We start from the raw sequence: 24,713 nt of genomic DNA, 5'->3' as shown, positions 1-24,713 counted from the left end.
CGGCACGGTTGCGCTCATGCCGCGTCAAGTGCGCGCCGAGCGGCGGCCACCACCTCGGGGTCGGTGACGAAGTGGGTGTCCAGGTCGGCGGAGGTTCCCGAGGCGCCGAGGGGTATCCACGTACCGCCGCGCCGGGGCTCGGCCCGGGTCTTGGCGGAGAGGTGCACCGCGGCGACCCCCGCCGCCACCAGAGCGGGGATGTCGTCGACGCGTACGCCGCCGCCCGCCATGACCTGTACGTCGGGCGCGGCCGTCACCATCGCGGTCAGCGTGGCCAGCCCGGCGCCCGCGGTGGCCGCGCCGCCGGAGCTGAGAACCCTGGTGACACCGAGCGGGGGGAGCAGCGCCGCGATGGCGGCCGGGTCGACGGACTGGTCGACCGCACGGTGCAGTGTGACGTCGACGGAGCGTCCGTGGTCCCGTGCGCGGTCGTGCGCGGCGTCCGCCAGGCGGGTGACCGCGTCGGTGTCCAGTGCCCCTTCCGCGGTCAGCGCCCCGACGACCACGCCCGAGGCGCCGGACGCGACGACGGAGCGCACCTCGGCGACCATCAGGGCGACCTCCTCGGCGTCGTGCACGAAGTCGCCGGGACGGCACCGCACCAGGGCCTGCACCGGCAGCCCGACGGCTGCGACCGCCGCCACCGAGGCCGCCGACGGGGTCAGGCCGCCCAGTTCGAGCGCGGTGCACAGTTCGACCCGGTCCGCGCCGTGGTCGCGGGCGGCACGGGCCCCGGCCGCGGAGGTGACGGCGATCTCGAGGGCGGCTCCCGACGGACCGGCGTCGCCCTGAAGGCCGTACGGCACGTCGGGCCGGTCCTGGTGAAGCGCGTGGGCGCCGCGTCCGGTCACTCGTCGTCCCCGGTGAGCGGCTGGTCGGAGGCCGGAATGATCCGTGCCGTCAGGTCCGGGTCGGCCATGTCGCGGTCGAAGGGGAACGCGGGCCGGCGGATGCGGTGGTGGCCCAGTCGCACCAGGTCCTGGTCGACACCGCCCGGTGTGAGGGCCATCTTCCACCCCGCGGCCATGTCGAACAGCTCCGGCTCCAGATAGCCGATCTTCACGACGACGACGTCGGCGGAGCGTGGGTCGAGGGCCAGGTCGGTGAAGTCGTGCTCATGGTGGTAGGGCTTGCGCAGCCGGGTGAGGACGGCGTGCACGCCGCCGACGCGGATCACCACCTCGGTCTCGGCGTCGCGGTCGCCGTGCCGGACGGCGTGCACCACGCCGGTGAGGGTGACGGGGCCGGCGTGCCGGTCGTCCACCTCGGCTCCGGCGGTGACGGTCACGGTGGCGCCCACGCCCGCGGCGACCGCGGTGTCGACGGCCGCGGGGCCCGGCACCGAGGCGTACAGGACGGTCGGGCCGTCGTCCTTCTGGAACTCCGGGCGCTCCAGCAGGCGGGTCAGGCCCCAGGTGACGTCACCGGCGCCGCCCGCGGTGGGGTTGTCGCCGGTGTCGCTGATGAAGTACGGCCGGTGCGGCGAGCGCAGGGCCTCGTCGAGGATGTCGTCGAAGGTGCCGGTCGGAGCGACGAAGTCGAAGTCGTGACGGGCCTGCCAGAAACCGCGTGCGAGGCGTTCCGCGCCCGCCGACACGGCGTCCCGGTCGGGGCCGGTGACGACGACGGCCGCCCGGTTGCGCGGCTCGTCGGCCCAGGCGTAGCCGACCCATATCGCCGCGTCGGTCACCCCCTCCACGGCCTCGACCTCGTCGACGGCCGCGTACACGCTCCTGGCCGGCTCGATGCGGGTGGAGGTCTGCTCTCCCGCCAGCAGCACCGGGACCGGTACCCACGCCTTGACCGGGCGGGGAGCGTCGGAGGCGAGCAGGCCGACCAGATTGCGGACGGCACGCTCCTTGGTCTCCATGTGGTCCTCGTGCGGGGCCATCCGGTAACACGTGATGAGGTCGCTGCGGTGGGCCAGTTCGCGGGAGACGTTGCCGTGCAGGTCCATCGAGGTGGAGACGATCACGTGGGGACCGACGGTGGCACGGACGCGTTCCAGCAGGACGGCCTCGGCGTCCTCGACGCCCTCCACCGTCATCGCGCCGTGGATGTCGTACCAGAGACCGTCGAGCCGGGGCAGTGCGGCGAGGCGCTCGACGAGTTCGCCGGTGAGCGCGGACCAGGCGGCGGCGGTGACCATGCCGCCGGGCAGCGACTTGCCCACCAGGGCGCCGTGCCAGTCGGCGGCCTCGCGCAGGGCCTGGCCGGGGGAGAGGAAGGGGTAACGCTCGAGCACGTCGGTGCCGCGCGAGGGGTGGAAGGCGGGGGCCTCGGTGCGGGCCGGCGAGAAGGTGGACGACTCGATGCCGAGCCCGGCAATGGCGATGACCGGGCGGGTGGCGGTGCGGGAATGCGGCATGACTCCTCGTCGGGGTGCGGTGCGTCTGGGGTGCGGTGCGTTCGAGGTGCGGTGTGTCCGAGGGGCGGTGTGTTCGTGGGGCGGTGTGTCCGAGGGTGGTGCGCGTCGGGCGTTCGACGCGTCAGGTAGTGCGGCGCGTGCCGAGGGACTCGGTGGTGGCGGTGGCGGGCCCGGCGCCGCCGATGGCGCGCAGGGCGTGGGCCATGGCGCGTTGCAGGGCGAACTGTCCGGCCCCCACGACTCCCGCGTCGGCGCCGAGACGGGCCCGTTCGATGGTGAGGTGCTCCGTGACCAGCGGGTGGCAGCTCTCGTAGAGCTGGCTGCGGACCGCGGCGACGAAGGGTTCGAGGGTGGACAGGATGCCGCCGAGGTAGACGGCGTCGGGGTTGAAGAAGTTGACGTTGGCGGCCAGAACCTGCCCGAGATGATCCCCGGCGCGACGGACGGCGCCGGTCGCCTCGGGGTCGGCGTCGGCGGCCAGGCGTACGACGTCCTCGATGCTGCTGACGTCGGCACCGCGCTCCCGCAGGATGCGGACCAGGGCGGCGCCGGAGGCCACGGTCTCCAGGCAGCCGGTCTTGCCGCACGAGCAGGGGATGTCGGTGGCGCCCTCGATCCGGATGTGGGTGATGTCGCCGGCGGCGCCGGTCGCGCCGCGGTAGAGGCGGCCGTCGAAGATGACGCCGGCGCCGATCGCCGAGCCGATCTTCACCATGATCGACTGCCGGTGTTCGGTGGGCCGTACCGCGTGTTCGCCCATCGCCATGCAGTTGGCGTCGTTCTCGACCGCGGTCGGGAGGCCGAAGCGCTCCTCGAGCCAGGCGGCGACCGGGAATCGGTTCCACCCGGGCATGCGCGACGGAAGGACGACGCACCCGGATTCGACGTCGACCGGACCCGGAAGCGAGAGCCCCACCCCGCGCAGTCGCTCGTGCCCGCGTTCCGCGGCCAGGGCCTCCATGGTTTCGGCGAGCCGGGGCAGCGTCTCCTCGGGCCCGTCGGCGATGACGAGCGGGATGGTGGAGACCTTGTCCAGTCCGCCCCCGGGCAGTACCAGGCCGATGCGCGCGTGCCGGCCGCCGAGGTCGGCGGCGACGGCGAACCCGTCGGTGCCGCCGAGCCGCAGAACCTTGCGTGGGCGCCCGCCGGTGGACGACTGGGTGCCTTCCTCGGCGATCAGCTCGCGCTCCACGAGTTGTCCCACGGTGAGGGAGATGGTGGAGGGCGCGGCGCCGAGCAGGGCGGCGAGTTCGGCGCGTGACGAAGCCTGGCCCGAGGCCACGAGTTCCAGGACCCGGGCGGCGAGGGAGGAGGCCCCCCTCGCGGGCTTTCGGTTACGCGGACTTATTTCAGTCATGTACGAAGTAACTTCCGCAACGGTGGATTTGACGAAGACAGTACGCCCGTACAGCGCGGACGTGAACCGCTTCCCGAATGGCAAAACCATGGCTCTTAATCGGGCAAATGCTGCCAAAAGTGGTTGTTTTGCTGGGCGCGACAGCCCGTGGGCAGTTGTGTCGAGCTTGGAGAAACTTACTTTTTACTATTTCTTGTTTGTTCATTCGGCGTGTGGGACGTTGACTGTCGTGCACGAAGCGCCGATCCCGCGGCGCCCGCCCCGACCTTCGTCCGGGCGCATCACGGGTCCTTCACTCCGAGGAGAGTCATGTTCCTTGCTCGCACGGCGACCGGCCGCCGCTGGGCCCTTGTCGCGGGTGCCGCCGTCACGTCCGGCGTTCTGCTCACCGGCTGTACCGGCGGTGGCACCTCGTCCTCCGGTGGAACCTCGACGGACACCATCAACTACGCGCTCCCGGCGAACTTCACGCCGAACTGGATCCTCCCCATCGGCACCGCCGCGCACCTCAACACCAACAACGCCTCCATATCCCAGTCCCTCTGGGAGCCGCTGATCGCCTACGACGGCTCGACGGGCGAGGTCGGCTGGAACAAGGACAACTCCCTCGCCACCGCCGCGGACTTCGCCAAGGACAGCAAGAGCGTCACGATCACGCTCGGCGACCGGCACTGGAGCGACGGAAAGCCGATCACCTCGCGCGACGTCGAGTTCTGGTTCAACCTGATCAAGGCCAACAAGGCCGACTGGGCAAGCTACAGCCCGGGCAAGGCGCCGGACAACTGGACCTCGCTGAAGGCCGCCGACGCCACCCACTTCACCATCACGTTCGACAAGGCGTACAACCAGCAGTGGATGCTCGCCAACGAGCTGAGCATGATCCGCGTGATGCCGCAGCACGTCTGGGACAAGACCGGCGACTCCGAGGCCGTCTCCGACCTGGACCGCACCCCCGAGGGCGCCAAGAAGGTCTGGACGTACCTCAACAACGCTGCCAAGAACATCTCCGGTTACGCCACCGACCCGCTCTGGAAGACGGTCAGCGGGCCGTACACCATCAAGTCGTTCTCCACCGCCGGCAAGGTCGAGCTGACCGCCAACGCGAAGTACGACGGCGGCGGCAAGGCCAACATCAAGAACGTCAACCTGCTGCCGTTCACCACCACCGCAGCCGAGACGAACGCGCTGCGGGCGGGCACGGTCGACTACGGCTACATCAACGCCACCGACCTCGGCCAGGAGGCGTCCTTCAAGTCGCGCGGCTACACGTTCAAGCCGTGGGCGGGCTGGGCGATCACCTACATGCCGTACAACTTCAACAACCCTGCCATGGGCGCCGTGTTCAAGCAGCTCTACGCCCGCCAGGCGATCCAGATGTCGGTCGACCAGCCCACCCTCTCCAAGGTGATCTTCAACGGCACCGCGGTCCCCACCTACGGCCCGATCCCCCAGGGACAGGAATCCGACTTCGTCTCCCCGGAGCAGAAGAACAACCCGTACCCCTTCGACACCGCCAAGGCCAAGCAACTGCTGACCTCCCACGGCTGGACCGAGCAGGACGGCACCATGGTGTGCACGGACGCGGGCAGCGGCGACGACCAGTGCGGCTCGGGTGTCGCCAAGGGCACCAAGTTCCAGATGCAGGTGCTGTCCCAGTCCGGCTCGGCCGTGACCGACAACATGATGAGCGCCCTGCAGTCCTCCTTCGCGAAGACCGGCATCAAGTTCACCATCAAGACCGCACCGGTCAACTCCGTGCTCTCCCAGTCCGGTCAGTGCACCTCCGGCGACTCGGGCTGCAAGTGGCAGCTTTCCTTCTTCGGCACCGCGGGCAGTTGGTACTTCCCGGCCTACCCGAGCGGTGACGCGCTCTTCCAGACCGGCGGCGGTTCCAACTTCGGCAGCTACTCCAACCCCGCCGTGGACAAGCTGATCACCGAGACCACCACGTCGGAGTCGACCGAGGCCGTCAAGGAGTACAGCGCCGCGCTGGCCAAGGACCTGCCCGTGATCTGGCTGCCCGAGCCCGACTACCAGGTCTCCGTGGTCAAGGAGGGGCTGGGCGGCTTCGCGCAGGACTCGCTCGCCAACTTCCACCCCGCCATGTGGAAGTGGACGGACAAGTGAGCCGGCCGGTGACCCGGCGAACCCCTGAGCCGAAACGACCGGAACACACATGAGTACTCCCTCGTACCTGATCAGACGCGTCCTCCAGGCGCTCGCGGTGATCGTCATCGTGACGATCGTGGTCTTCGTCCTGCTGCACGCCCTGCCCGGGGGTCCCGCGCGCGGGATCCTCGGCCCGCAGGCCACGGCCCAGCAGATCGCCCGCTTCAACCACGAACAGGGCCTCGACGAGCCCCTGCCCGTGCAGTACCTCTACTACCTCAACCAGTTGGTGCACGGAGACCTCGGCACCTCGTACACCCTCAACGCGCCGGTCGCCCAGCTCATCGGGGAACGCCTTCCCAAGACCCTGGTCCTCACCATCCTGTCGGCCGTCATCGGTCTTCTCCTGGCGATCCCACTGGGCATGTGGCAGGCCGTGCGGCGCAACAGGCCGGTGGACTACGTCATCACCACACTGAGCTTCATCGCCTACTCCACCCCCGTCTACTTCCTCGGGCTGATCCTGGTGCTGGTGTTCAGCCAGGTGCTGCCGTGGTTCCCGTCCCAGGCGCCGCAAGGGGAAACCCTCGGCCAGGTGTTCGCCGAACCGCAGGCACTGGTCCTGCCGGTGATCGCCGGGGCCGCCTCCATGATCGCGGTGTTCAGCCGCTACATGCGCGCCGCCACCCTGGAGAACCTCTCCGAGGACTACGTCAGAACGGCGCGGGCCGGCGGCTCCCACACCGGAGCCATCCTGCGGCGGCACGTCTTCCGCAACAGCCTGACACCGGTGGTCGCCATGCTCGGCTACTACGTACCCGTCCTCTTCGGCGGTGCGCTGGTGGTCGAGCAGCTCTTCAACTACCCGGGTATGGGGCTGCTGTTCTGGTCCGCCGCGCAGGCCTCCGACTACCCGGTCCTGCTGGGCTGTGTGCTGGTCATCGCCGTCGCCACGGTCATCGGCACACTGCTGGCCGACATCGTCCAGCGGATCATCGATCCCCGAGTGAAGGCAGGCCGTGCATGAGCGCCGTCATCCACCCGGCCAAGACGTCCGGCACGCCCGACACCCCCCGTGAGAGCTCCGGCGCCCGGCTCGCCGTCCGGCGCTTCCTGCGCAACCGGCTGGCCGTCGTCGGACTCGGCGTCGTGGTCTTCTTCGTCCTGTTCTGCTTCGCGGGCCCGCTGGTGTACTCCACGGACCAGACCCACACCGCGCTCCAGCAGGTCAACCTCTCGCCGAGCGGCGCACACTGGCTCGGCACCGACGCCGTCGGCCACGACGAGCTGGGCCGGCTGATGTACGGCGGCAAGGTGTCGCTGATCGTCGGCTTCGCCGCGGGCGTCCTGGCCACCGTCATCGGCACCCTGTGGGGCGCGGCCGCGGGGTACGCGGGCGGCTGGATCGACGCGGTGATGATGCGGATCGTGGACGCGGGCATCGCCATCCCCGCCCTCTTCATCCTGCTGGTGGTCTCCGCCATCACCACGCCCGGACTCGCCGGCCTGGTCCTCATCCTCGGCCTGGTGTCGTGGCTGGTGCCGTCCCGGCTGATCCGCGCCGAGACCCTGACCCTGAAGAACCGTGACTACGTACTGACCCTGCGGGCCATCGGGGGGACGCACGCCCGCGCGATCCTGCGGCACATCCTGCCGAACTCCGTCTCGACCGTCATCGTCGCCGCGACCTTCCAGATCGCCGACGCCATCCTCCTGGTCGCCTACGTCTCCTACCTGGGCCTGGGCGTACAGCCGCCGGCCACCGACTGGGGCGGCATGCTCTCGACGGGACTGACCGCCGCCTACTCGGGCTACTGGTGGCTCATCCTGCCGCCCGGCCTCGCCATCATCCTGGTGGTGTGGGCGTTCAACGCGATCGGGGACGGGCTCCGTGACGCATTCGACGTGAGGGGACGCGGATGACCGCCACCCGGACCACCGCCGACGCGGCGGCCGAGCCGATACTCGAACTCGACGACCTCGGTGTCGTCTTCACCACCGAGTCCGCACGGGTGCCCGCGGTTCGCGGCGTGTCCCTGCACGTCCGCCCCGGCGAGACCCTCGCCCTGGTCGGCGAGTCGGGCTCCGGCAAGTCGACCGTCGCGCTGGCCGCGACGGGCCTGCTGTCCGGCAACGCCGCCGTCACCGGGCGGGCCGTGATCGCGGGCACCGACATCGTCGGCGCGGGCGAGGGAGGCCTCGCCGCACTGCGCGGCCGGACCGTCTCCATGGTGTTCCAGGAGCCGGCCACCGCCCTCGACCCGCTCACCCGGATCGGCAAGCAGATCGCCGAGGTGATCCGCAACCACCGCGACATGTCCACCAAGGACGCCGCCGCCCGGGCCGTCGACCTGCTGCGCAGGGTCGGCATCCCCGAGCCGGACAGGCGCGCGGCCGCCTACCCCTTCCAGCTCTCCGGGGGCCAGCGCCAGCGGGTGGTCATCGCCATGGCCATCGCCAACGACCCCGCCCTGCTGATCGCCGACGAACCGACCACCGCGCTCGACGTCACCGTGCAGGCCGAGATCCTCGACCTGCTGCGCACCCTCGCCGCCGAGACCGGCACCGGCGTCCTGCTCGTCACCCACAACATGGGCGTCGTCGCCGACTTCGCGGACCGGGTCGCCGTGATGTACCAGGGGCGGATCGTGGAGACCGGACCGGTGGAGGACGTACTGCTGCGCCCGGCCCACGACTACACCCGGCGGCTGCTCGCCGCCGTGCCCCGGCTGACGGTCGCCGAGGCCGCCAAGCGCGCGCCGGCCGCCGAGCCCGACCCGGACGAGGCGGGCGGCGAGCCCCGCCCGGACGAGGCGCCCGGCGGCGAGAGGGACACCGTGCCGGTCGTCGATCTCCGGGACGTCAGCGTGGTGTTCGGCCGCGGCAAGCGCGCGGTGCGCGCCCTGGACGGTGTCTCGCTGGCCGTGCGCCCCGGCGAGACCCTGGGCCTGGTGGGCGAGTCGGGCTCCGGCAAGTCCACCGCGGCCCGCGTGGCACTCGGCCTGATCCCGCCGACGTCCGGCGGTGTCTCCCTGTTCGGCACCGACCTCGCCCGCAGCCGCTCTCGTGCCCGCAGGGCGCTGCGGTCCGGCATCGGCGTCGTCCTTCAGGACCCGGTCGCCTCGCTCGACGCCCGGATGACCGTCGGCGAGTGCGTTGCCGAGCCACTGCGGGTGCACCGCCGTGCACTGTCCGCCCAGGAGCGGCGCAGCCGGGTCGCGGCAGTGCTGGACCGGGTCCGGCTGCCCGGCGAGATCGCCCGCCGTGCCCCCGGTGAACTGTCCGGCGGCCAGCGCCAGCGGGTCAGCCTGGCCCGCGCGCTCGTGCTCGAGCCCCGGCTGCTCGTCGCCGACGAGCCCACCAGCGCGCTCGACGTGAGCGTGCAGGAGTCCGTCCTCGAGGTCATCACCGAACTCCAGGACGAGCTGGGCTTCGCCTGCCTGTTCGTCTCCCACGACCTCGCCGTCGTCCAGCACTTCGCCCGCCGGGTCGCCGTCATGCGGGCCGGACGCATCGAGGAACTGGGACACACCGGCCAGACCCTGCTGCATCCGGAGACCGACTACACCCGGCGGCTGCTGGCCGCCGTGCCGGTGCCCGACCCGGTGGTCCAGCGCGGCCGGAGGGCCGAACGCCTGGCCGCGTTGGCGGCCGGAACCACGGAGGCCCGTACGTGAGCACGCACGACCGCACACTGTTCGTCGGGGTGGACATCGGCGGGACCACGACCCAGGTGGTCGTCTGCGACGACGACCTCACCGTGCTGGACCGCGCGGAGACGACCACTCCGGCGGCCTCGGGCGGGCAGGCGATGATCGACGCCGCCCTGGGTGCCCTGGCCCCGCTGCTGCGCCGTACCCCCGGCCGGCCGGCCGGTGTCGGCGTCGGTGCGGCCGGGCTGGTGGACTCCGCCGCGGGCCGCATCCTGGTGGCGAGCGACTCCTTCCGCGGCTGGTCGGGCTTTCCCGTCAGCGCCGCTGTGCAGGACGCCCTGGGCGTACCGGTGTTCCTCGACAACGACGTCAACGCGTTCCTGCTGGGGGAGGTGTGGGGAGGCGCGGTCAGGGGTGAACCCGACGTTCTCGGCATCGCGTTGGGCACGGGCGTGGGCGGTGCTCTCTGGACGGGCGGCCGGCTGTTCGCGGGGCCGCACGGCGCGGCCGGCGAGATCGGGCACGTGCCCGGATTCGGCGACCTGCCCTGCACCTGCGGGGGGCGCGGCCACCTGGAGACCCTGGCCTCCGGACGGTCGATCGGCGCCCGTTACGCCGAACGCACCGGCCGCCTGCTCACCGCGCGCGAGGTGGCCGACGCGACCGCCCACGGTGACCAGGACGCCCTCGCGGTGTATCGCGACGCCGGAGCCGGACTCGCCCGGGGGATCGCCATCGCGGCCGGTCTGCTGGACATCACGACAGTGGTGATCGGCGGCGGCGTGGCCCGGGCCTGGCACCTGCTGGAGCCCGCCATACGGGCCCGGCTCGCCGAGGAACCACCCGTCAGTGGCCATCCGGTCCGCGTGTTCCGCACCCGGCTCGCGGCCGACGCCGTACCGGTGGGCGCCGCCTCCCGGGCCCGTCTGGAGACGACGGGTGGGGAAGCCGCGGTGGCAGCCTGAGGACGAGGAGGTGCCGGACCGGAGATCTCAACCTCCAGGGCCACCCCGCCGTCTTGTCCGATGGCTGCCGGTGCGACTGCCAGTGCGCTGCACAGCAGGACGGACAGGGTCGACGAGGCTCGGACGAGAGACGAGGCTCGGACGAGAGCAGAGCGAGGGTGGAGATGACGGAGCTGACGACCACGGTGACCTGGGTGGACGTGCGGGAGAGGCTGCCGCAGATCGGTGACCCCGTAGCCGTGGCGATCACCGGACGCTATCCGGCCCAGGACGCCGCCGAGTCCGGCACGACGCGGCGCGAGTCCTTCTGGCTGGTGCGGACCATGTACTTCACGGATGAACACCTGGACGACGACGGGGTGGTGCACCGCGACTGCTTCGTCGACTCCGACCAGGTCGTGCGCTTCGCCTACGACCCGGACAGCGATGACAGCGTGACCCACTGGGCCGAGCTGCCCACGCTGCCCGGCGAGGCGACCCACCTCCTCCTCGGGGACGACGTGCGGCCCGCTCTGTACAAGGTGTGGAACGAGCGTCCCGGAAGCTGAGCCGCCCACAGGCACCGAGGACAGGGTGCCGGTCGGCCGGTCTAGTGGAGCCGCCCCAGCGCCTCCCGCAGCCGCCGCGCGTCACGAAGCCGCTGCTCGTAGGTGGCGCCCAGCACGAGCAGCACCAGACCGACGAGGGCCGGAGGGGCCCAGCGGGGGAGCGCGCCCACGACCTGGGCGATGTACGGGGCGAGTTCGTGCAGCGCCACCAGCGCGAGCACACCCCCGCCCAGAACCAGGGGCGCCTGGAGCCGGTGCCGGGCGCCCGCCAGGGTCACGGCGAGCGCGGCGACGCCGAGCAGCAGGGGCCGCAGCCAGTGCCGGTCGTCCCAGGCGGCGAGCAGACTCGGCAGCAGGGTGACGGCCAACCCGCCGCCGTACGCCGCCCAGGAGGAGACCGCCGGGTCGCGGCGCCGGCGCAGGAACCCGACGATCAGCGCGGGCACGGTCACCGGCAGGGTGTAGGCCTCCGGCGTGGTGACGTCCCAGGCCAGCAGACGCACCCAGGTGGCCAGCAGGAACAGTGCGGCAGCCGCATACCCGGCCGGCCGCCGCTCCCGGCGCAGCGCGGTGCCGGCCACGACGACGCCGCCGAGGGAGAGCACCAGGGCCAGCGTCGGCAGATCCGTCACGGCGAGCGCGCACGCGAGCAGTCCCGCGGCCGCACCCGTCGCCTCGACCGGTACGGTCGCGCGCGAGCCACTGGCACGCGACGCGATCAACGCGGCGGCGACGGGCACGACGAGAACCAGCAGTGCCGTGTGATGCGCCTGCCGGCCGGCGGACGCGCCGATCGCGCAGGCCGCAGCCGTGGCGTACCCGAGGGCGATGGGCGCGGTGAACGGGGCGAGCCCCGCGTGGCGGCCGACCGCACCGAACAGCACGGTGAGCGTCACCAGCACACTGATCGTCGCCGTCTCGGTGGCCAGCGAGAGGAAGGCGAGGTCGACAGAGGTGACGAGGGCCAGCAGCAGCGCGGTGAGGGGCAGCGGAGAGAGCACCCTCTCGGCGCGGCCGGCCCGGTACGCGAAGCCCAGGGCCGAGGCGACCACGGCACCCTGCGCCACCAGACCGGCCCCGTAGGACAGTCCGAGCACCGCCGGAAGAACGAAGGCGGCAGCCCAACCGAGGACGAGCGCTCCCACCGTGGCGACCGGGTGCCGGACCGTGCGGCGCCCGGCCACCAGCAGCACACCGGCCACAACGGCGAGAACGAGCGGCACGGTGCTCGCGTACGCGGGCCAGGGGACGTCCGAGAACACGGCGTCCCGGATGTCGCGCGGCGCGCCGGACCAGGGCCGCGCACCCCGGGCCGTCGGGCCGAGGAGGGTCCCGGCGACCAGCGGGACCGCCCACAGCACCGCGAGGCCCTGGACGGTCGCCGAAGCACGCACAAGCCCCTGCCGCAGAGGCCGGGACAGCGGCGTCCGGACCACCGCAAGCAGGGCGATCGCGCAGGCCAGGCACCCCGGCACCGTCCACTCGCCGGGCACCGAGACCCAGAGCACCCCGCCGGCGCCGGCGACCAGACACAGACCCGCGACCCAGGCCGCGCCCATGGCCACGTCCGGATTCGGAACGAATCGGGACGCCACCAGGGCGATCGTCGCCGCGAGGACCAGGAGCGCCGCCGCCTGCGCGGCCGCGCCCGGATCGGCCGCGCTCCAGCAGAGCAGACCGGCCGACAGCGCACCGGCGCCGCCCGTCCCCAGGGCACCGACGACGGCGACGACACGCACCGGCACGAGTGTCGTGCGCAGGGCGACGGCGGTGCCGCCGGCCGCGGTCGTCAGCAGCACGGCCGTGAGCGTGCGCGGCCCCGCGCCGACGGCGATCGCCCACAGCAGCAGGGGCAGGTGCGCGGTCGCCACGGCGAGGGGGAGAGGATGCCGCGGCCCGAGCCGCGCGCCGCCACCGGCCGAGCCGCCCTCCGCCGCGGCGGCCTCCGCGGCGGCCGCCACGGAGGCCGTGGTGGGAGGAGGCGCCACCAGAGCGCTTGTCACCACGCCGTAGGCGGCCCACGAGGCGGCCAGGACGGCGGACGCGGCAGCCGTGTACCCCACCGGGTCCGTGCCGGCGAACACCACCTCGTGGAGCGCGTACGCGTCGAGCACGGTCAGGGCCGTCCCCAGACCCGACACCGCCTCGGCGGTCGACCTCAGCCCGCGCCGCAGCAACGCCACGGGCACGCCCAGTGCCCCCACGGTCAGCGCACCGAGTACCAGCGCCCGCCCGACGATCCCCATGTCGCCCCAACTGACCAGGGTGAACGCGATCGCCGCGACGGTCAGCAGGACGCCGCCCAGGACCAGCAGCACGTTCTGCACGCCGGGCGCGGTGGCCTCCGGCCGACGAGCGACGGCACCCGCGCCGACGGGCCGCCCCGGTGGCGCGGCCCCGGGACCCTGGGCGGGCCGCTGGACGGGACCCTGGGCGGGCCGCTGGACGGCGGCCGCCCGCAGTGTGTGGACCAGCCACTCGCGGCGTCGCAGCAGGACGGCACGACGGGCGTCGAGTTGCCGCAGCTCGGCGTCCAGGAACCGCAGCTCCTCGGCCGGGGGCGGAATGTTCGTCATGCCTCGGAGTGTGGCCCTCGCCACGTGCCGGGGCATGAGCGCGGATACTCAGCCCGTACTCATGTCCCGCCCGGAGCGCGCCGGGACGCCCTCCGCCCGGAGGACCTGTGCCGTGTACGGGTTCAGTTCGATCGGGTCGTCGTCGCCGACGATCACCGTGCCGCCGAGGTAGGCCAGTTGCCGTCCGTAGACGTAGTTGGGTTCGAGGGCGAAGGTCATCCCGGGTTCGAGCTCCAGGTCGGCGGCCATGGTGGGGCGGTGGCCGTCCTCGGGCGGGTACGTGTCGGCGCCCGCCATGCGGCGGCTGGCGTCGTTGGGAAAGCCACCCGCCGCGATCATCGGGTTGAGCGTGTGGATGGCGGGGCCGAATTCCCAGCCGCCGGCGTCGGCGTACGGCCTGCGTATGTCGTCGACGACATCGCCGAACGTCCGGCCGGGGCGCAGTGCGTCGAGTCCGGCGTCGTAGGCCGCGCGGGCGACGTCGGCGGCGCGCCGCAGGTCCTCGTGCGGTTCACCGATGGTGATGGTGACCTGGTGTTGCGTGTGACGCCCCGCGACGTTGCTGAACACCTCGGCGGAGACGATGTCGCCGTCCCGCAGGACACGGGGGGCCTGCGGGCGGTAGCTCCACGGGGGAAGGCCCGATGCGAGCGGGTCGGGGCCGGTCCACAAGTGCATGGCCGCGGGGGTGGTTCCGCGGGCGTGTCCCGCGGCCATTCCGGCCGCGTACACCTCGCTCTCCGGGACACCGGCGGCGGCGGTCTCGACCATGGCCCGCACCATGGCGTCACCGATGTGCGCCGAGTGACGCACCACGGCGATCTCCTCGGCGCCGAGCGGCATGATGAGCCGGGACAGCGCCATCGCCACCGGGGTGAAGTCGGCGGCGGGGAGTTCGGCCAGGACGGTGTTCCAGAGCCGGTAGGGCACGATGCCCTCGGGGTGCCACGGAGGATAGGGTTCCAGGCCGACGACCCCGATGGCCGCCTTCCCCAGGCCCAGTTCTTTGAGAGTGCCGGCGACCACGCGGGAGTCGCGGGGCATGCGCAGGTTCTCCGGCGGAATCCAGATGGTGTCGCCTCGACGGGCGGATTCGAGATGGTCCTTGGTGAACATTTCCATCGGCAGCAGGGAGACCGGCTCGCCGTCGCGCGGGAAGACGACGGTCGTGCCGGCCCGGCCGTTGGTGAACCAGGTGTCGTAGGCGAACGGGGCCGGGCCGGCGTCCTCGTGCTCACCGAAGACCAGCAGCGCGTCGAGGCCCCGGCGTGCCATGAACGCCCGCGCCAGGTCCCATCGGCGGTCCCGCTCGGACATCGAGAAGGTGGGCACGGCGCCGTCGGCCGGGTCGGTCGCCCTCACCACGGGACGTCGCCGTTGCGGTCGCGGTACTGCCTGGTCGGCCCGGGCGAGGTGGTGGCGAACTCGACGATGGCGTCGGTGCCCTCGGTGACGGTCTGGGTGCCCTGGTGGTGGTTGAGGTCGGTGGCGGTGAAGCCGGGGTCGGCCAGGTTGAACCGGACGTCCGGGATGCCGTTGGCGTACTGGACGGTGAGCATGTTCAGAGCTGCCTTGGACACCGGGTACATCAAGTGGGCGACGGCCGACTCCGGCCGCTTCGGGTCCGTGGCGACCGTCAGTGAACCGGCGCCGCTGGAGACCATCACCACCCGCGGGTCGTCGGCGGCACGCAGCAGCGGCAAGAACGCCTGGGTGACACGGACCGGGCCGAACACGTTGACGCGGAAGACGGGGATGAGGTGCTGGGGCAGCGTCTCCTCGGGTTTGATCAGCCGGTCCATGGGACCGACCTTCTCGCCGGTGATCCCCGCGTTGTTGACCAGGACGTCGAGCCGGTCGGTGCTGTCCCGGACGGCCCGGACGGCTGCGGCGACGGAGTCGTCGGAGGTCACGTCCAGCGGGACGAACCTCACGTCCGCGCCGCCGGCGGTGAGCCGCTCGGCGGCCTCCTGGCCGCGCTCCTCGTCACGTGCGCCGAGGAAGACGCGCCAGCCGAGTGCGCCGAGGCGCCGGGCCGTCTCGTGGCCGAGGCCCTTGTTGGCGCCGGTGATCAGGACGGTGGTGGTGTCGGGGGTTCCTTGTGCTTCGTTCATGGCCTGGACGCTAGGCGGGGCGCGAGGAGCCTTCCAGGTACGCCCGAGGGTGGGACCGGCCGTACCAGGACGGCCGGCACCGCCGAGGGGACAATGGGCGGATGGACCGTGTTGAACTCGCCCGCGTCGTCAGGGCCGCCCGCGCACGCATCGCCCCCGAGGAGGTGGGCCTCCCGACCGGCCCCGGGAGGAGAGTCGCCGGCCTGCGCCGTGAGGAGGTGGCGGTTCTCGCCGGGCTCAGCGTCGAGTACGTGGTCCGCCTCGAGCAGGGCCGCGGACCTCAGCCGTCCACGCAGGTGCTCACGTCCCTGACCCGGGCGCTCCGGCTCGAGCGGGACGAACGGGACCAGGTCTTCCGGCTGGCCGGCAGCTCCCCGCCGCTGTCCGGCCGGATCGAGATGTCCGTCCGGCCGAGCGTGCTGCGTCTGCTGGAACGGCTCAGCGACGTACCCGCGCTCGTACTGTCGGCCAAAGGTGACGTTCTGGCGCAGAACCCGATGGCGGGCGCGCTCCTCGGTGACCTCATGCGCTGGCCCGACGGGCAACGCAACATCATCTGGCAGCGGTTTCTCGGTGGCGGTGTCACGCACGTAGCCCCCCGCCCGGAAGAGGACGAGGCGGCGGCCCAGCAGTGCGTGGGGTTGCTGCGGACCGCGCGCTCGCGCTACCCGCACGACCCGGACCTTCGCTCACTGACCGAGGAGCTGATCGACGGCAGCGAACGATTCTGGAGCATGTGGGAGGAAGGACGCTCCACGACATCGCGGTCGATGCGCAAGACAATCGAGCACCCCGGCCTCGGAACCCTCGCCCTCGACTGCGACACCCTGCTGCTGCCGGACACCGATCAATCCATGATCGTCTACTCCGCCGCACCCGGCACACGCGAGGCCGCCGCCCTCGACACCCTGCACGCCGCCGGTCGCGGCGACGCCGACTCCCAGGTGTATTGACCCGCGGCGTTGTTCACCCGGGGCGTCAGAGCTCGATCCGGAGTACCGCCCAGACCGTGTTGCCCCCGGTACGGATGGAACGGGCGGTTCCCCACGAGTCCGCGAGCTGCTGCACGATCAGCAGGCCCCGGCCGCTCTCGTCCTGGGAGCCGGAGCGGGCACCGGTGGGAGAGGCCGACGTGTGTCCGTCGTCGTGCATCTCGATCCGCAACTGCTTGTGCGTGGTCAGCGACAGACCGCACAGCATGCGGTTGCTCTGCGAGTGGAGCACGGCGTTGGTCGCCAGTTCCGAGACGAGCAACACCGCGTCGGTGCACACATCACCGGGGAGCCGCCAGGCGCGAAGTTGCCGGCGGACCGTGTCTCGCGCAGTGCGCACGCTGATACGCAGTGAGGGCAGGTCGAACCAGTGTTCCTGGTCCGGATGCGCCGGCGGTAACAGTCCGGGCGAAGGGGTCGTGTGGGGGGTCACGGTGATCGCCTTCCAGTGCGGGCGGGCGCGATGCGGGGAGCCGACCTGGGCGGGCGCGCCTCACAGACGCAACTATGCTCGCCGTTCAGTTCAGGCTGCAACCGAATCCCTGATAATTTCAGAAAGACTCGTTCAGTCTGGTGTCATCACCAAGTCGCTGCCACAATGGCGCTGGTGACAGCCCATCAGGAGGTAGGGCGTGAGTGAAGCTCGGTCCGGCGCCGGCACCAGCGCTCCGACGGTGCTGCGCATGATCCTTGGCCGGCGGCTCCAGGACATGCGGCAGGGCGTGGGTGCCTCACTGGCCGACGCCGCCAAGGCACTTCGGGTGACGCCGCTGACGATTCGCCGGCTGGAGAAGGCCGAAGTGGCCCTCAAGCCCCTCTATGTCGAAAAGCTCCTGCAGACCTACGGCAGCGCACAACAGGAGATCGACGAGTTCGTCGCGCTCGCCGAGCAGGCCAACAAACCGGGCTGGTGGCACGCCTACCGTGACGTGCTGCCCAACTGGTTCACCGCGTACGTCAGTCTGGAGACCGGCGCCGGCACGCTGCGCACCTACGAACCCCACTACGTCACGGGGCTTCTCCAGACCCACGCCTACGCCCGCGCGGTACTGAGCGGCGGCTTTCCCAACGGCTCCGACGACGAGCTGGAGCGCCGGGTCGACCTGCGGGTGCGCCGCCAGAGCCTGCTGGACCGGGAGAACGCGCCCACGCTCTGGGTGGTCATGGAGGAAGCGGTCCTGCACCGGGTCGTGGGCGGTCCGGAAGTGATGCGCGAGCAGATCGACCGGCTCCTGGAGGTCTCCGCGCTGGAGCACGTCAGCATCGACATCCTGCCCTTCGCCGTCGGCGCCCACGTCGGGGCGTGCGCTCCCTTCACCTACTTCCGGTTCGAGGAGCCGGAGCTGCCCGACGTCGTCTACAGCGAGATCCTCTCCGCCTCGATGTACCTGGACGAACGGGAAGACGTCGTCGCGCACCTCGAGGCGCACAACAGGATGTCGCTGCTGACCTCGACGCGGGACAGCACGGCACTCCTGAACCGCATGCGCAAGGAGTACTCATGACCCTCACCGACGACACCGTCTACAACGGGATGCCGGCCTCCGACCTCGGCGAACACGGCTGGGAACGCCCGTGGAGCGGACCCAATGGAGGCCAGTGCGTGGAGACCAAGCAGCTCGACGACGGCCGGGTCGCGGTGCGTCAGTCGACAGATCCGGCCGGACCCGCGCTCATCTACACGCCCGAAGAGATCGGCGCGTTCGTCCGAGGGGTCAAGCAGGGCATGGCCGACCACCTCACGGCCAGTCACCCGCCCCGCACAGGGCAGCACACCTTCTGAAGGGAACAGGATGAGCAACACCCACGCCGCGCGGGGCCTGGACACGAGCAGGCCGCACTCGGCCCGCATGTACGACTACTACCTCGGCGGCAAGGACCACTTCCCGGTCGACAAGCAGGCCGCCGAAGCGGTCGCCGAGGCCTACCCGGGCATCTTCACCTGCGCGCGGGAGAACCGCGCCTTCATGCACCGCGCCACCCGGGTCCTGGCACAGGAGCACGGCATCCGCCAATGGCTGGACATCGGCACCGGCATCCCCACCGAACCGAACGTGCACCAGGTGGCACAGTCCGTGGTCCCCGAGGCCCGGGTGGTCTACGCCGACAACGACCCCCTCGTCCTGAAGTACGCCGAGCGGCTCATGCGCAGCACCCCGCAGGGCCGCACGACCTACATAGAGGCCGACGTCAACGACCCCGACGCCCTGCTGAACGCACCCGAGCTGGCCGAGGTGCTCGACCTGTCCCAGCCGGTCGCCCTGTCCGTGAACGCCCTGATGCACTTCGTCACCGACGCGCGCGACCCGTACGGGATCGTCAGCCGGGTGATGGCGGCCCTCCCGCCGGGCAGCGCCCTCGCGCTGAGCCACTGCACGCCCGATTTCGACCCGCCCACCTGGGAGAAGGTCACCGACATCTACACAAGCTCGGGCACGCCGGTGCAGTTCCGCTCGCAGACCGACGTCGCCCGCTTCTTCGAGGGACTCGACCTCCTCGCCCCCGGCGTCACGGTCGGCCACCGCTGGCGGCCGACCGGGCCCACCGGCCCCGACGCCCCCACCGATGCCCAGGTCAGCCTGTGGGTGGGGGCCGCCGTCAAGCCGTAGCGGACTTGCCGGACCTTGCCCGGGGGGAGCACTGTGGAGAGATGGGTGGTCAGGAGGGCCCCACGCTCATCTCGTCCGTGCAGCGAGCCTTTCGGCTGATGGAAGCCGTGGGTGCGCACGAGGGCGGCGTACCGGCCAAGCAGTTGGCGCGCGAGACGGGCCTGGCTCTGGGCACCGCCTACCACCTGCTGCGCACCATGGTGCACGACGGCTACGTGCGCAAACTCGACGACGGCACGTTCGTCCTGGGGGAGCGGCTCGACGCACTGCATGCGGGAAGCCGGGACCAGGCGGCGCTCAGCAGGGTCCGTCCCACGCTCACGGAGCTGCGGGACGGCCTGTCGGCCGCGGCCTATCTGACCCTCTACGAGGAGGGCGAGATCCGGGTCGCGGAGATCGTGGACGGGCCGAAAGCGCCCCGTGTCGATCTATGGGTCGGCTTCGAGGACGCGGGACACGCCACGGCGCTCGGGAAGTCCGTTCTGCGCGAACTGGACGCCGAAGCCCGGGCCGAGTACCTCTCCCGCCACGTGATGAACGATCTCACCCCCCGTACCATCACCTACCGCGCCGAACTGCTACGGCGCCTCGACGCCGCCGTCGCACTCGGCCCGGCCGTCACCGACATCGAGGAGTACTGCCTGGGCACCGCGTGCATCGCGGTTCCCATCCGTCAGGGCGACACCATCGGATCGCTGGGCATCTCCCTGGACGCCCACCGCGCCGCCTGCCTCGACGACGCCGTGAAGACCTTGGTCGCCACCGCGGAACGCGTGTCCCGGGGACTCTCGCTCACCATCTGAAATCCGGACCCTTGTGACGGTCCGGCGGTATCCCGTTTCCTGGATGAAAGGGATAAATCGCTCAAAGGTGTAGGGGAGTAGCAACGTGTCTGATCAGGACGTCGCAGTGCCGCACGTTTCGGTCGATTGCCACGTGACGAACGGCTGGACGGTCGTCGAGGCGAACGACGAGATCGACATCGCCTTCGCCCCCCTCGTCCGGGTCGCGGTGGTGCGGCTCCTCGCTCAGGGCCGGCGGCACTTCGTTCTGGATCTGTGCGGTGCCCCTTTCCTGGACTCCATGGGCCTCGGCATGATCGTCGCCGTCACCAAGCGCATCCGGACCCAGCACGGATCGCTGCGCATAGCCTGCGACGACGAGCGGCTCCTGCACGTCTTCGCCCTCGGCGGGCTGCGTCCCGTCTACTCGTTCCACGACTCCGTCGACCAGGCCGTCGCGCAGCCTCCCGGCGCGGAGGGACTGGCCGACTGGCCGCGCGTGCGAAAGTGAGGCGGGAGAGTGCCCGATGCTCTCCGGAAGGTGAGTGGTCATGGCTGCACGGGTCGGATACCGGAGAATCTACGAAGAGCCCACACCGCAGGACGGCAAGCGAGTGCTTGTCGACCGCCTGTGGCCGCGTGGCATGAGCAAGGAGAAGGCCGGCCTCGACGAGTGGTTGCGCGACGTCGCCCCGTCGACCGACCTGCGCCGTTGGTACCACCATGATCCACAGCGGTACGACGAATTCCGGCGCCGCTACTTCGCCGAACTGGAAGACGCCGATCACCGGGATGCCTCGCAGCGCCTGCGTGAATGGTCGGCACACGCCAGGGTCACTCTGCTCACGGCCACCAAGGACGTGGACCACAGCGAGGCGGCCGCCCTCGCCCAGTGGCTGGACGGCACCCGCGGCACCCATGGTCCCGCAGAGCAGGCCTGATCCGCCAAGCCTGCGGGCGCTGTCGCGGTACACGTCCTGAACCCGATGTCGTTTCCGTCCAAGACAGGCCCGCGGCGGCGACCTAGCGTGGACCCGGCAACCTGCCCGATCATGAGGAGACAGCAGCATGCGTGACTTGGTCTACACCGGCTTCATGTCGCTCGACGGCGTCGTGGACTCACCCGGCGGCGGACCCGCCGAGGGGCATCGCAGTGGCGGCTGGGTGGTCAAGGATCTCGAGTTCGTCCCGGAAGCCTGGTCGCTGAAGGGCGAGGAACTCGCCGGCACGACGGCGCTGATGTTCGGCCGCCGCAGCTACGAGGCGTTCGCGCCGGTCTGGCCGGGCTCGGAGGACCACGCCGCCTACAAGGAGCTGCCCAAGTACGTGGTGTCGACCACGCTGTCCGAGGATGCCGTCGTCGACGGGTGGGGGCCGACGACCATCCTGCGCTCGGCCGAGGACGTCGCCGCGCTCAAGGAGGGCGAGGGCGGCTCGATCTTCATCCACGGGAGCGCGGAACTGGCCCGGCGGCTGTCGGACGCGGGCCTGATCGACCAGTACAACCTGCTCGTCTTCCCCGTCCTGCTCGGTGCCGGAAAGAGCCTGTTCGGCCGGGCCGACCGCGACAAGCAGATGCTGACGCTGCGGGAGTCGGAGAGCTACTCGAACGGCATCCAGAAGCTGGTCTACGGCGTCAAGCGCTGATCGGGGCCGACTCGAGGTCGAGTGCGATCGGGCCGCCGACGCCCTCACGGAGCTGCTTGGCGGTGCGCCCGACGTACGAGCGCAGCGCCCGCGCCAGGTGCGGCTCGTCGAAGTAGTCCAGATCGGCGACGACGTCGCCGGCCGGGGCGCCGGCCGCCAGCGACTCCGCCGCGGTCCGGGCCCGTTCGATCTGCCGGACGGCGCCCCGCGTCAGCCCGGTCGCGGCGCGGAACCGGCGTTCGACCGTACGCCCCGAGACGGCCGGGCCGCGCCCCCGCAGCACCTCGCCGACGAGCGAATCACGGATCACGGTCCCGGCCCGGACGAGACGCTCGACCAGGGCCTCGGCATCGTCGGGGCCCGGCGTCTCCCAGCGCGCGCCGTCCAGCCGGAACGTCCGGCGGGTGGTGTCGGGAAGCGCGACGCCGGCGTCGACCAGCGCCGGTGTGGGCATGACCCGCAACGAGGTGCCGACGGCGAACTCGATACCCGTGAAGGTCGCGCCCTCCGGCACCGGCGCCGTGCCGGCCCGCGTCTCGGGAGCGGTGACGGCAGCGTACGCTCGGCCGTCCTGCTGCCAGAAGACGAGGCCGCAGCGCACCCCGGCGACGGACGTCATCGCCGTGACCTGCTCGCTCGTGCAGGTCCACACGCTGTCGACCCACGACGAGTCGGACCGGCGCGTCTCGAAGAGCAGTTCCACGGGCGGAGAATACGCCGCGTCGGGCAGCCGTGTCATGGCATCACGAGTGACCAGGGCACCAGCACCCACGGCCCGGGGACGCGGGACGGGGCCGAGTGCCCGCCCCCTGCCCGGCGGAGGGAGGATGGGACCATGACCGAGATCCGCACCCCCCGTCTCGTCCTGCGCCGATGGCTGGACGACGACCTGGTCCCCCTGTCCGAGATCCATGCCGATGCGGCGGTGACGCAGGGCATCGGTGACGGCCGGCCGTGCTCCGCCGATCAGACCGCCGAGCTCATCGAGGCATGGGAGGAGGAATGGGACGAGGAAGGGTTCGGGGTGTTCGCGGTCGAGCTCCTGGGCTCCGGTGAGCTGGCGGGTGCCGTCGGCCTGTCCGTCGCCGACGCCCCGGCCGAGGTCGCCGGTGAGGTGGCGATCGGCTGGCGGCTCGGTCGGGTCTTCTGGGGTCAGGGATACGCCTCCGAAGCAGCCCAGGCCACATTGGAGTTCGCCTTGCAGGATCGCGGCCTCGACCGCGTGGTCGCCGTATGCCGGACCGGTGACCGCGCCTCCAGGAACGTGATCGACAAACTCGGCATGCAGGCGGAAGGCACCGCGCAGCACCCGGTCCACGGCCAAGAAGTGGCCGTTTTCGGCATCGACCTGACGCAGTACACGGCATAGACGCGGCCGGACTCGGTGCGCCTGGACCACGCCGGGCGCAGGCGGGCTGTGGCTCTGCGGCGGCGGCACGGCTCAGGCCAGCGCGTTCACGGCCGCCGCGAACAGGCGTGGCAGCCGAGCGGCGGTGGGCATGATGCGGGGCGCGAGCGCGGGCTGTAGCCGGGCGCGCACCAGGAGTTCCGTCAGCAGCCGGTGACGTCGGGTCGCGTCGCGCCAGTCGGTTTCGTAGCGGCTGGGCGTGCCCCGACGCAGGTTGGTGACCAGGACTTCGGCACCGGCCAGCGCGAGGGCGATGCCCTCACCGGTCAACGCGTCGATGTATCCGGCGGCGTCGCCGACGAGCAGTACCCTCCCGTGGGCCCGGGTGCGGGCGGTCTGACGCAGTGGTCCGGCGCCTCGCACCGACGTGACGGCAGCCTGCGGGGGGAGGCGGTCGGCCAACTCGGGAAACCTCTCGAGCTGGGCGGCGAAGGGGGCTCGCCGGCTGGTCAGCATCGCGATGCCGACGAGTCGCGGACCCAGCGGCGTGACGTACGCCTCCGTGTGTGCTCCCCAGTGCACCTCCACGTACGGCGACCAGGGGGCCACCGCGTAATGCCGACGCAGCCCGTAGCGGGGCACGCCCCGGGGCTTCCCCTCCAGGCCGAGGGAGCGGCGCACGCGCGAGTGCAAGCCGTCCGCCGCGACCAGCCACCGGGCGCGCAGCCCCGTCCCCGGGACGGTCACGCCCGTGCCGTCCTGCCTCACGTCCGCCACCCGCAGGGGCAGTACGGGCACCCCGGCGGCCAGCACGGCGCGGTGCAGCACGCCGTGCAGGTCGGTGCGGCGCGCACCGACGCCGGGGCCGTGGCGGAACGCGGCCTCGACCTGGCGGGCGCCCTGGACGTAGCGGATGCCGGCGATCGGTAGCCCGGGGACCTCCAGACCGAGGGCGGCGAGCGAGCGAACGGCGCCGGGCATCAGCCCCTCGCCGCACGCCTTGTCGACGGGCGCCGGGCGCGGCTCGGCGATGACGGTGTCGAGACCGGCGCGGGCGGCGTGCAGGGCGGTGGCCAGGCCGGCGGGTCCGCCTCCGACGATCAGCAGGTCGTGGTGAGCGCTCACGCGGGCGCCGCCTGTGTGAGGGCCGCGTTCTCGCAGCGGACGCGGACCGTGAGCAGCATCGCGTTGGCCACGGTGAAGACGAGGGCGGTCAGCCATGCCGAGTGCACCAGGGGCAGGGCGGCGACCTCCACGACGACCGCGACGTAATTGGGGTGCTGGAGGAAACGATAGGGACCGGCCCCCACCAGGCGCGCTCCGGGAACGACGATGACCCTGGTGTTCCAGTACGGCCCGAGCGTGGCGATGCACCACCAGCGCAGCGCCTGTGCCAGTAGTGCCAGAGCCAGCATGGGCAGGCCCAGAGCCGGCAGGAACGGCCGGTCGGCGAGCAGGACTTCCAGCAGGCAGCACACGAGCAGCGCCGTGTGCAGGGCGACCATGACAGGGTAGTGGCCACGACCGTGTTCCACCCCGGCGCGGGCGCGCGTCCATGCCGCGTTGCGCCGGGCGACGACGAGTTCGGCGAGGCGTTCGGCGGCGACGGCGAGGAGGAGAAGCGCGTACCACGACATGAGAGGCC

25 protein-coding genes are annotated in these 24,713 nt (G+C 71.6%); 15 read left to right on the top strand and 10 right to left on the bottom strand.

All coding sequences use genetic code 11. The annotated features are described in order from the left end of the window. Window positions 1–14: 14 nt before the first annotated feature. The 3 genes from KUM40_RS28045 to KUM40_RS28035 form a co-directional block, all read right to left on the bottom strand. Window positions 15–806, bottom strand: coding sequence for a copper homeostasis protein CutC (locus KUM40_RS28045; protein WP_217169787.1), 792 nt, complete (start codon window positions 804–806; stop codon window positions 15–17). 41 nt (window positions 807–847) lie between these two features. Next, window positions 848–2,368 (bottom strand): M81 family metallopeptidase, encoded by a 1,521-nt coding sequence (locus KUM40_RS28040; protein ID WP_217168980.1) that lies wholly within the window; start codon window positions 2,366–2,368, stop codon window positions 848–850. Window positions 2,369–2,489: 121 nt separating this feature from the next. Further along, entirely contained in the window at window positions 2,490–3,725 is a 1,236-nt protein-coding gene (locus KUM40_RS28035; protein ID WP_217168979.1) for an ROK family protein, read from the bottom strand. A gap of 309 nt (window positions 3,726–4,034) precedes the next feature. Between KUM40_RS28035 and KUM40_RS28030 the strand changes: the two genes are divergently transcribed. The 6 genes from KUM40_RS28030 (at window position 4,035) to KUM40_RS28005 (ending at window position 11,000) form a co-directional block, all read left to right on the top strand. Further along, window positions 4,035–5,852, top strand: coding sequence for a peptide ABC transporter substrate-binding protein (locus tag KUM40_RS28030; RefSeq protein WP_217168978.1), 1,818 nt, complete (start codon window positions 4,035–4,037; stop codon window positions 5,850–5,852). 49 nt (window positions 5,853–5,901) lie between these two features. Beyond that, on the top strand, window positions 5,902–6,861 hold the full coding sequence (locus tag KUM40_RS28025) for an ABC transporter permease (RefSeq protein WP_217168977.1): 960 nt from the start codon (window positions 5,902–5,904) through the stop codon (window positions 6,859–6,861). After that, on the top strand, window positions 6,858–7,757 hold the full coding sequence (locus tag KUM40_RS28020) for an ABC transporter permease (RefSeq protein ID WP_217168976.1): 900 nt from the start codon (window positions 6,858–6,860) through the stop codon (window positions 7,755–7,757). Before KUM40_RS28025 ends, KUM40_RS28020 begins: the two co-directional genes overlap by 4 nt. Continuing rightward, entirely contained in the window at window positions 7,754–9,511 is a 1,758-nt protein-coding gene (locus KUM40_RS28015; RefSeq protein ID WP_217168975.1) for an ABC transporter ATP-binding protein, read from the top strand. The genes KUM40_RS28020 and KUM40_RS28015 overlap by 4 nt, the downstream gene beginning before the upstream one ends. Continuing rightward, window positions 9,508–10,452, top strand: coding sequence for an ROK family protein (locus tag KUM40_RS28010; protein WP_217168974.1), 945 nt, complete (start codon window positions 9,508–9,510; stop codon window positions 10,450–10,452). Before KUM40_RS28015 ends, KUM40_RS28010 begins: the two co-directional genes overlap by 4 nt. Window positions 10,453–10,616: 164 nt before the next feature. Continuing rightward, on the top strand, window positions 10,617–11,000 hold the full coding sequence (locus KUM40_RS28005; protein ID WP_217168973.1) for an AQJ64_40280 family protein: 384 nt from the start codon (window positions 10,617–10,619) through the stop codon (window positions 10,998–11,000). Between the two features lie 41 nt (window positions 11,001–11,041). On the opposite strand, the gene KUM40_RS28000 is transcribed toward KUM40_RS28005, so the two are convergent. The 3 genes from KUM40_RS28000 to KUM40_RS27990 are packed head-to-tail and all read right to left on the bottom strand — an operon-like array spanning window position 11,042 to window position 15,690. Further along, window positions 11,042–13,576: an SCO7613 C-terminal domain-containing membrane protein gene (locus tag KUM40_RS28000; protein ID WP_217168972.1), complete on the bottom strand. Its 2,535-nt coding sequence runs from the start codon at window positions 13,574–13,576 to the stop codon at window positions 11,042–11,044. Window positions 13,577–13,624: 48 nt separating this feature from the next. Beyond that, the gene (locus KUM40_RS42500; RefSeq protein WP_217168971.1) at window positions 13,625–14,941 is read right to left on the bottom strand and encodes a M24 family metallopeptidase; all 1,317 of its coding nucleotides are present in this window, start codon (window positions 14,939–14,941) and stop codon (window positions 13,625–13,627) included. After that, window positions 14,935–15,690: an SDR family NAD(P)-dependent oxidoreductase gene (locus KUM40_RS27990; protein WP_217168970.1), complete on the bottom strand. Its 756-nt coding sequence runs from the start codon at window positions 15,688–15,690 to the stop codon at window positions 14,935–14,937. Before KUM40_RS27990 ends, KUM40_RS42500 begins: the two co-directional genes overlap by 7 nt. A 101-nt stretch (window positions 15,691–15,791) precedes the next feature. On the opposite strand from KUM40_RS27990, the gene KUM40_RS27985 reads away from it, so the two are divergent. Further along, on the top strand, window positions 15,792–16,643 hold the full coding sequence (locus KUM40_RS27985; protein ID WP_217168969.1) for a helix-turn-helix transcriptional regulator: 852 nt from the start codon (window positions 15,792–15,794) through the stop codon (window positions 16,641–16,643). A 25-nt stretch (window positions 16,644–16,668) separates the two neighbouring features. Here KUM40_RS27985 and KUM40_RS27980 read toward each other — a convergent pair whose 3' ends face one another. Next, on the bottom strand, window positions 16,669–17,022 hold the full coding sequence (locus KUM40_RS27980) for an ATP-binding protein (protein WP_308401255.1): 354 nt from the start codon (window positions 17,020–17,022) through the stop codon (window positions 16,669–16,671). Between the two features lie 292 nt (window positions 17,023–17,314). Between KUM40_RS27980 and KUM40_RS27975 the strand changes: the two genes are divergently transcribed. From KUM40_RS27975 to KUM40_RS27945, 7 genes are all read left to right on the top strand, one after another. Continuing rightward, window positions 17,315–18,187: a helix-turn-helix transcriptional regulator gene (locus KUM40_RS27975; RefSeq protein WP_217168967.1), complete on the top strand. Its 873-nt coding sequence runs from the start codon at window positions 17,315–17,317 to the stop codon at window positions 18,185–18,187. Then, complete coding sequence (locus KUM40_RS27970) at window positions 18,184–18,465, top strand: DUF397 domain-containing protein (RefSeq protein ID WP_217168966.1); 282 nt, start codon at window positions 18,184–18,186, stop codon at window positions 18,463–18,465. The genes KUM40_RS27975 and KUM40_RS27970 overlap by 4 nt, the downstream gene beginning before the upstream one ends. Window positions 18,466–18,475: 10 nt before the next feature. Next, the gene (locus KUM40_RS27965; RefSeq protein WP_217168965.1) at window positions 18,476–19,291 is read left to right on the top strand and encodes an SAM-dependent methyltransferase; all 816 of its coding nucleotides are present in this window, start codon (window positions 18,476–18,478) and stop codon (window positions 19,289–19,291) included. Between the two features lie 41 nt (window positions 19,292–19,332). Next, window positions 19,333–20,094 (top strand): IclR family transcriptional regulator, encoded by a 762-nt coding sequence (locus KUM40_RS27960; protein WP_217168964.1) that lies wholly within the window; start codon window positions 19,333–19,335, stop codon window positions 20,092–20,094. A gap of 85 nt (window positions 20,095–20,179) precedes the next feature. Further along, entirely contained in the window at window positions 20,180–20,584 is a 405-nt protein-coding gene (locus tag KUM40_RS27955; protein ID WP_217168963.1) for an STAS domain-containing protein, read from the top strand. A 40-nt stretch (window positions 20,585–20,624) separates the two neighbouring features. Further along, complete coding sequence (locus tag KUM40_RS27950; protein WP_217168962.1) at window positions 20,625–21,014, top strand: DUF488 domain-containing protein; 390 nt, start codon at window positions 20,625–20,627, stop codon at window positions 21,012–21,014. A gap of 127 nt (window positions 21,015–21,141) precedes the next feature. Beyond that, window positions 21,142–21,720, top strand: coding sequence for a dihydrofolate reductase family protein (locus KUM40_RS27945; RefSeq protein WP_217168961.1), 579 nt, complete (start codon window positions 21,142–21,144; stop codon window positions 21,718–21,720). Here the strand turns inward: KUM40_RS27945 and KUM40_RS27940 are convergent. Continuing rightward, window positions 21,710–22,423 carry a helix-turn-helix domain-containing protein gene (locus tag KUM40_RS27940; protein ID WP_217168960.1) on the bottom strand — a complete coding sequence of 238 codons (714 nt, stop codon included), beginning with the start codon at window positions 22,421–22,423 and terminating at the stop codon, window positions 21,710–21,712. The genes KUM40_RS27945 and KUM40_RS27940 overlap by 11 nt on opposite strands. Before the next feature lie 132 nt (window positions 22,424–22,555). Here KUM40_RS27940 and KUM40_RS27935 point away from each other — a divergent pair, with 132 nt between their 5' ends. Beyond that, complete coding sequence (locus KUM40_RS27935; protein ID WP_217168959.1) at window positions 22,556–23,089, top strand: GNAT family N-acetyltransferase; 534 nt, start codon at window positions 22,556–22,558, stop codon at window positions 23,087–23,089. 72 nt (window positions 23,090–23,161) lie between these two features. Here the strand turns inward: KUM40_RS27935 and KUM40_RS27930 are convergent, their stop codons facing one another. Together KUM40_RS27930 and KUM40_RS27925 are read right to left on the bottom strand one after the other, a co-directional pair. Then, window positions 23,162–24,193: an NAD(P)/FAD-dependent oxidoreductase gene (locus KUM40_RS27930; RefSeq protein ID WP_217168958.1), complete on the bottom strand. Its 1,032-nt coding sequence runs from the start codon at window positions 24,191–24,193 to the stop codon at window positions 23,162–23,164. Further along, a complete protein-coding gene (locus KUM40_RS27925; RefSeq protein ID WP_217168957.1) occupies window positions 24,190–24,705 on the bottom strand; it encodes an isoprenylcysteine carboxyl methyltransferase family protein in 516 nt (171 codons plus the stop codon). Before KUM40_RS27925 ends, KUM40_RS27930 begins: the two co-directional genes overlap by 4 nt. Between the last annotated feature and the right edge of the window lie 8 nt (window positions 24,706–24,713).

This window comes from Streptomyces sp. AC512_CC834 (assembly GCF_019049325.1).
GTDB lineage: Bacteria > Actinomycetota > Actinomycetes > Streptomycetales > Streptomycetaceae > Streptomyces.
The sequence above is the reverse complement of the archived record's forward strand: the minus strand, read 5'-3'. Positions and strand labels throughout refer to the sequence as shown.

Excerpts from the sequence above, each read along its gene's own strand:
- KUM40_RS27950 (WP_217168962.1), top strand. The coding sequence starts at position 20,625 with ATGGCTGCACGGGTCGGATACCGGAGAATCTACGAAGAGCCCACACCG.
- KUM40_RS28035 (WP_217168979.1), bottom strand. The coding sequence starts at position 3,725 with ATGACTGAAATAAGTCCGCGTAACCGAAAGCCCGCGAGGGGGGCCTCC.
- KUM40_RS27970 (WP_217168966.1), top strand. The coding sequence starts at position 18,184 with ATGACCCTCACCGACGACACCGTCTACAACGGGATGCCGGCCTCCGAC.
- KUM40_RS27990 (WP_217168970.1), bottom strand. The coding sequence starts at position 15,690 with ATGAACGAAGCACAAGGAACCCCCGACACCACCACCGTCCTGATCACC.
- KUM40_RS27965 (WP_217168965.1), top strand. The coding sequence starts at position 18,476 with ATGAGCAACACCCACGCCGCGCGGGGCCTGGACACGAGCAGGCCGCAC.
- KUM40_RS27925 (WP_217168957.1), bottom strand. The coding sequence starts at position 24,705 with ATGTCGTGGTACGCGCTTCTCCTCCTCGCCGTCGCCGCCGAACGCCTC.
- KUM40_RS28000 (WP_217168972.1), bottom strand. The coding sequence starts at position 13,576 with ATGACGAACATTCCGCCCCCGGCCGAGGAGCTGCGGTTCCTGGACGCC.
- KUM40_RS28005 (WP_217168973.1), top strand. The coding sequence starts at position 10,617 with ATGACGGAGCTGACGACCACGGTGACCTGGGTGGACGTGCGGGAGAGG.
- KUM40_RS27945 (WP_217168961.1), top strand. The coding sequence starts at position 21,142 with ATGCGTGACTTGGTCTACACCGGCTTCATGTCGCTCGACGGCGTCGTG.
- KUM40_RS27960 (WP_217168964.1), top strand. The coding sequence starts at position 19,333 with ATGGGTGGTCAGGAGGGCCCCACGCTCATCTCGTCCGTGCAGCGAGCC.
- KUM40_RS28015 (WP_217168975.1), top strand. The coding sequence starts at position 7,754 with ATGACCGCCACCCGGACCACCGCCGACGCGGCGGCCGAGCCGATACTC.
- KUM40_RS27985 (WP_217168969.1), top strand. The coding sequence starts at position 15,792 with ATGGACCGTGTTGAACTCGCCCGCGTCGTCAGGGCCGCCCGCGCACGC.
- KUM40_RS28030 (WP_217168978.1), top strand. The coding sequence starts at position 4,035 with ATGTTCCTTGCTCGCACGGCGACCGGCCGCCGCTGGGCCCTTGTCGCG.
- KUM40_RS28025 (WP_217168977.1), top strand. The coding sequence starts at position 5,902 with ATGAGTACTCCCTCGTACCTGATCAGACGCGTCCTCCAGGCGCTCGCG.
- KUM40_RS28040 (WP_217168980.1), bottom strand. The coding sequence starts at position 2,368 with ATGCCGCATTCCCGCACCGCCACCCGCCCGGTCATCGCCATTGCCGGG.
- KUM40_RS28020 (WP_217168976.1), top strand. The coding sequence starts at position 6,858 with ATGAGCGCCGTCATCCACCCGGCCAAGACGTCCGGCACGCCCGACACC.
- KUM40_RS27935 (WP_217168959.1), top strand. The coding sequence starts at position 22,556 with ATGACCGAGATCCGCACCCCCCGTCTCGTCCTGCGCCGATGGCTGGAC.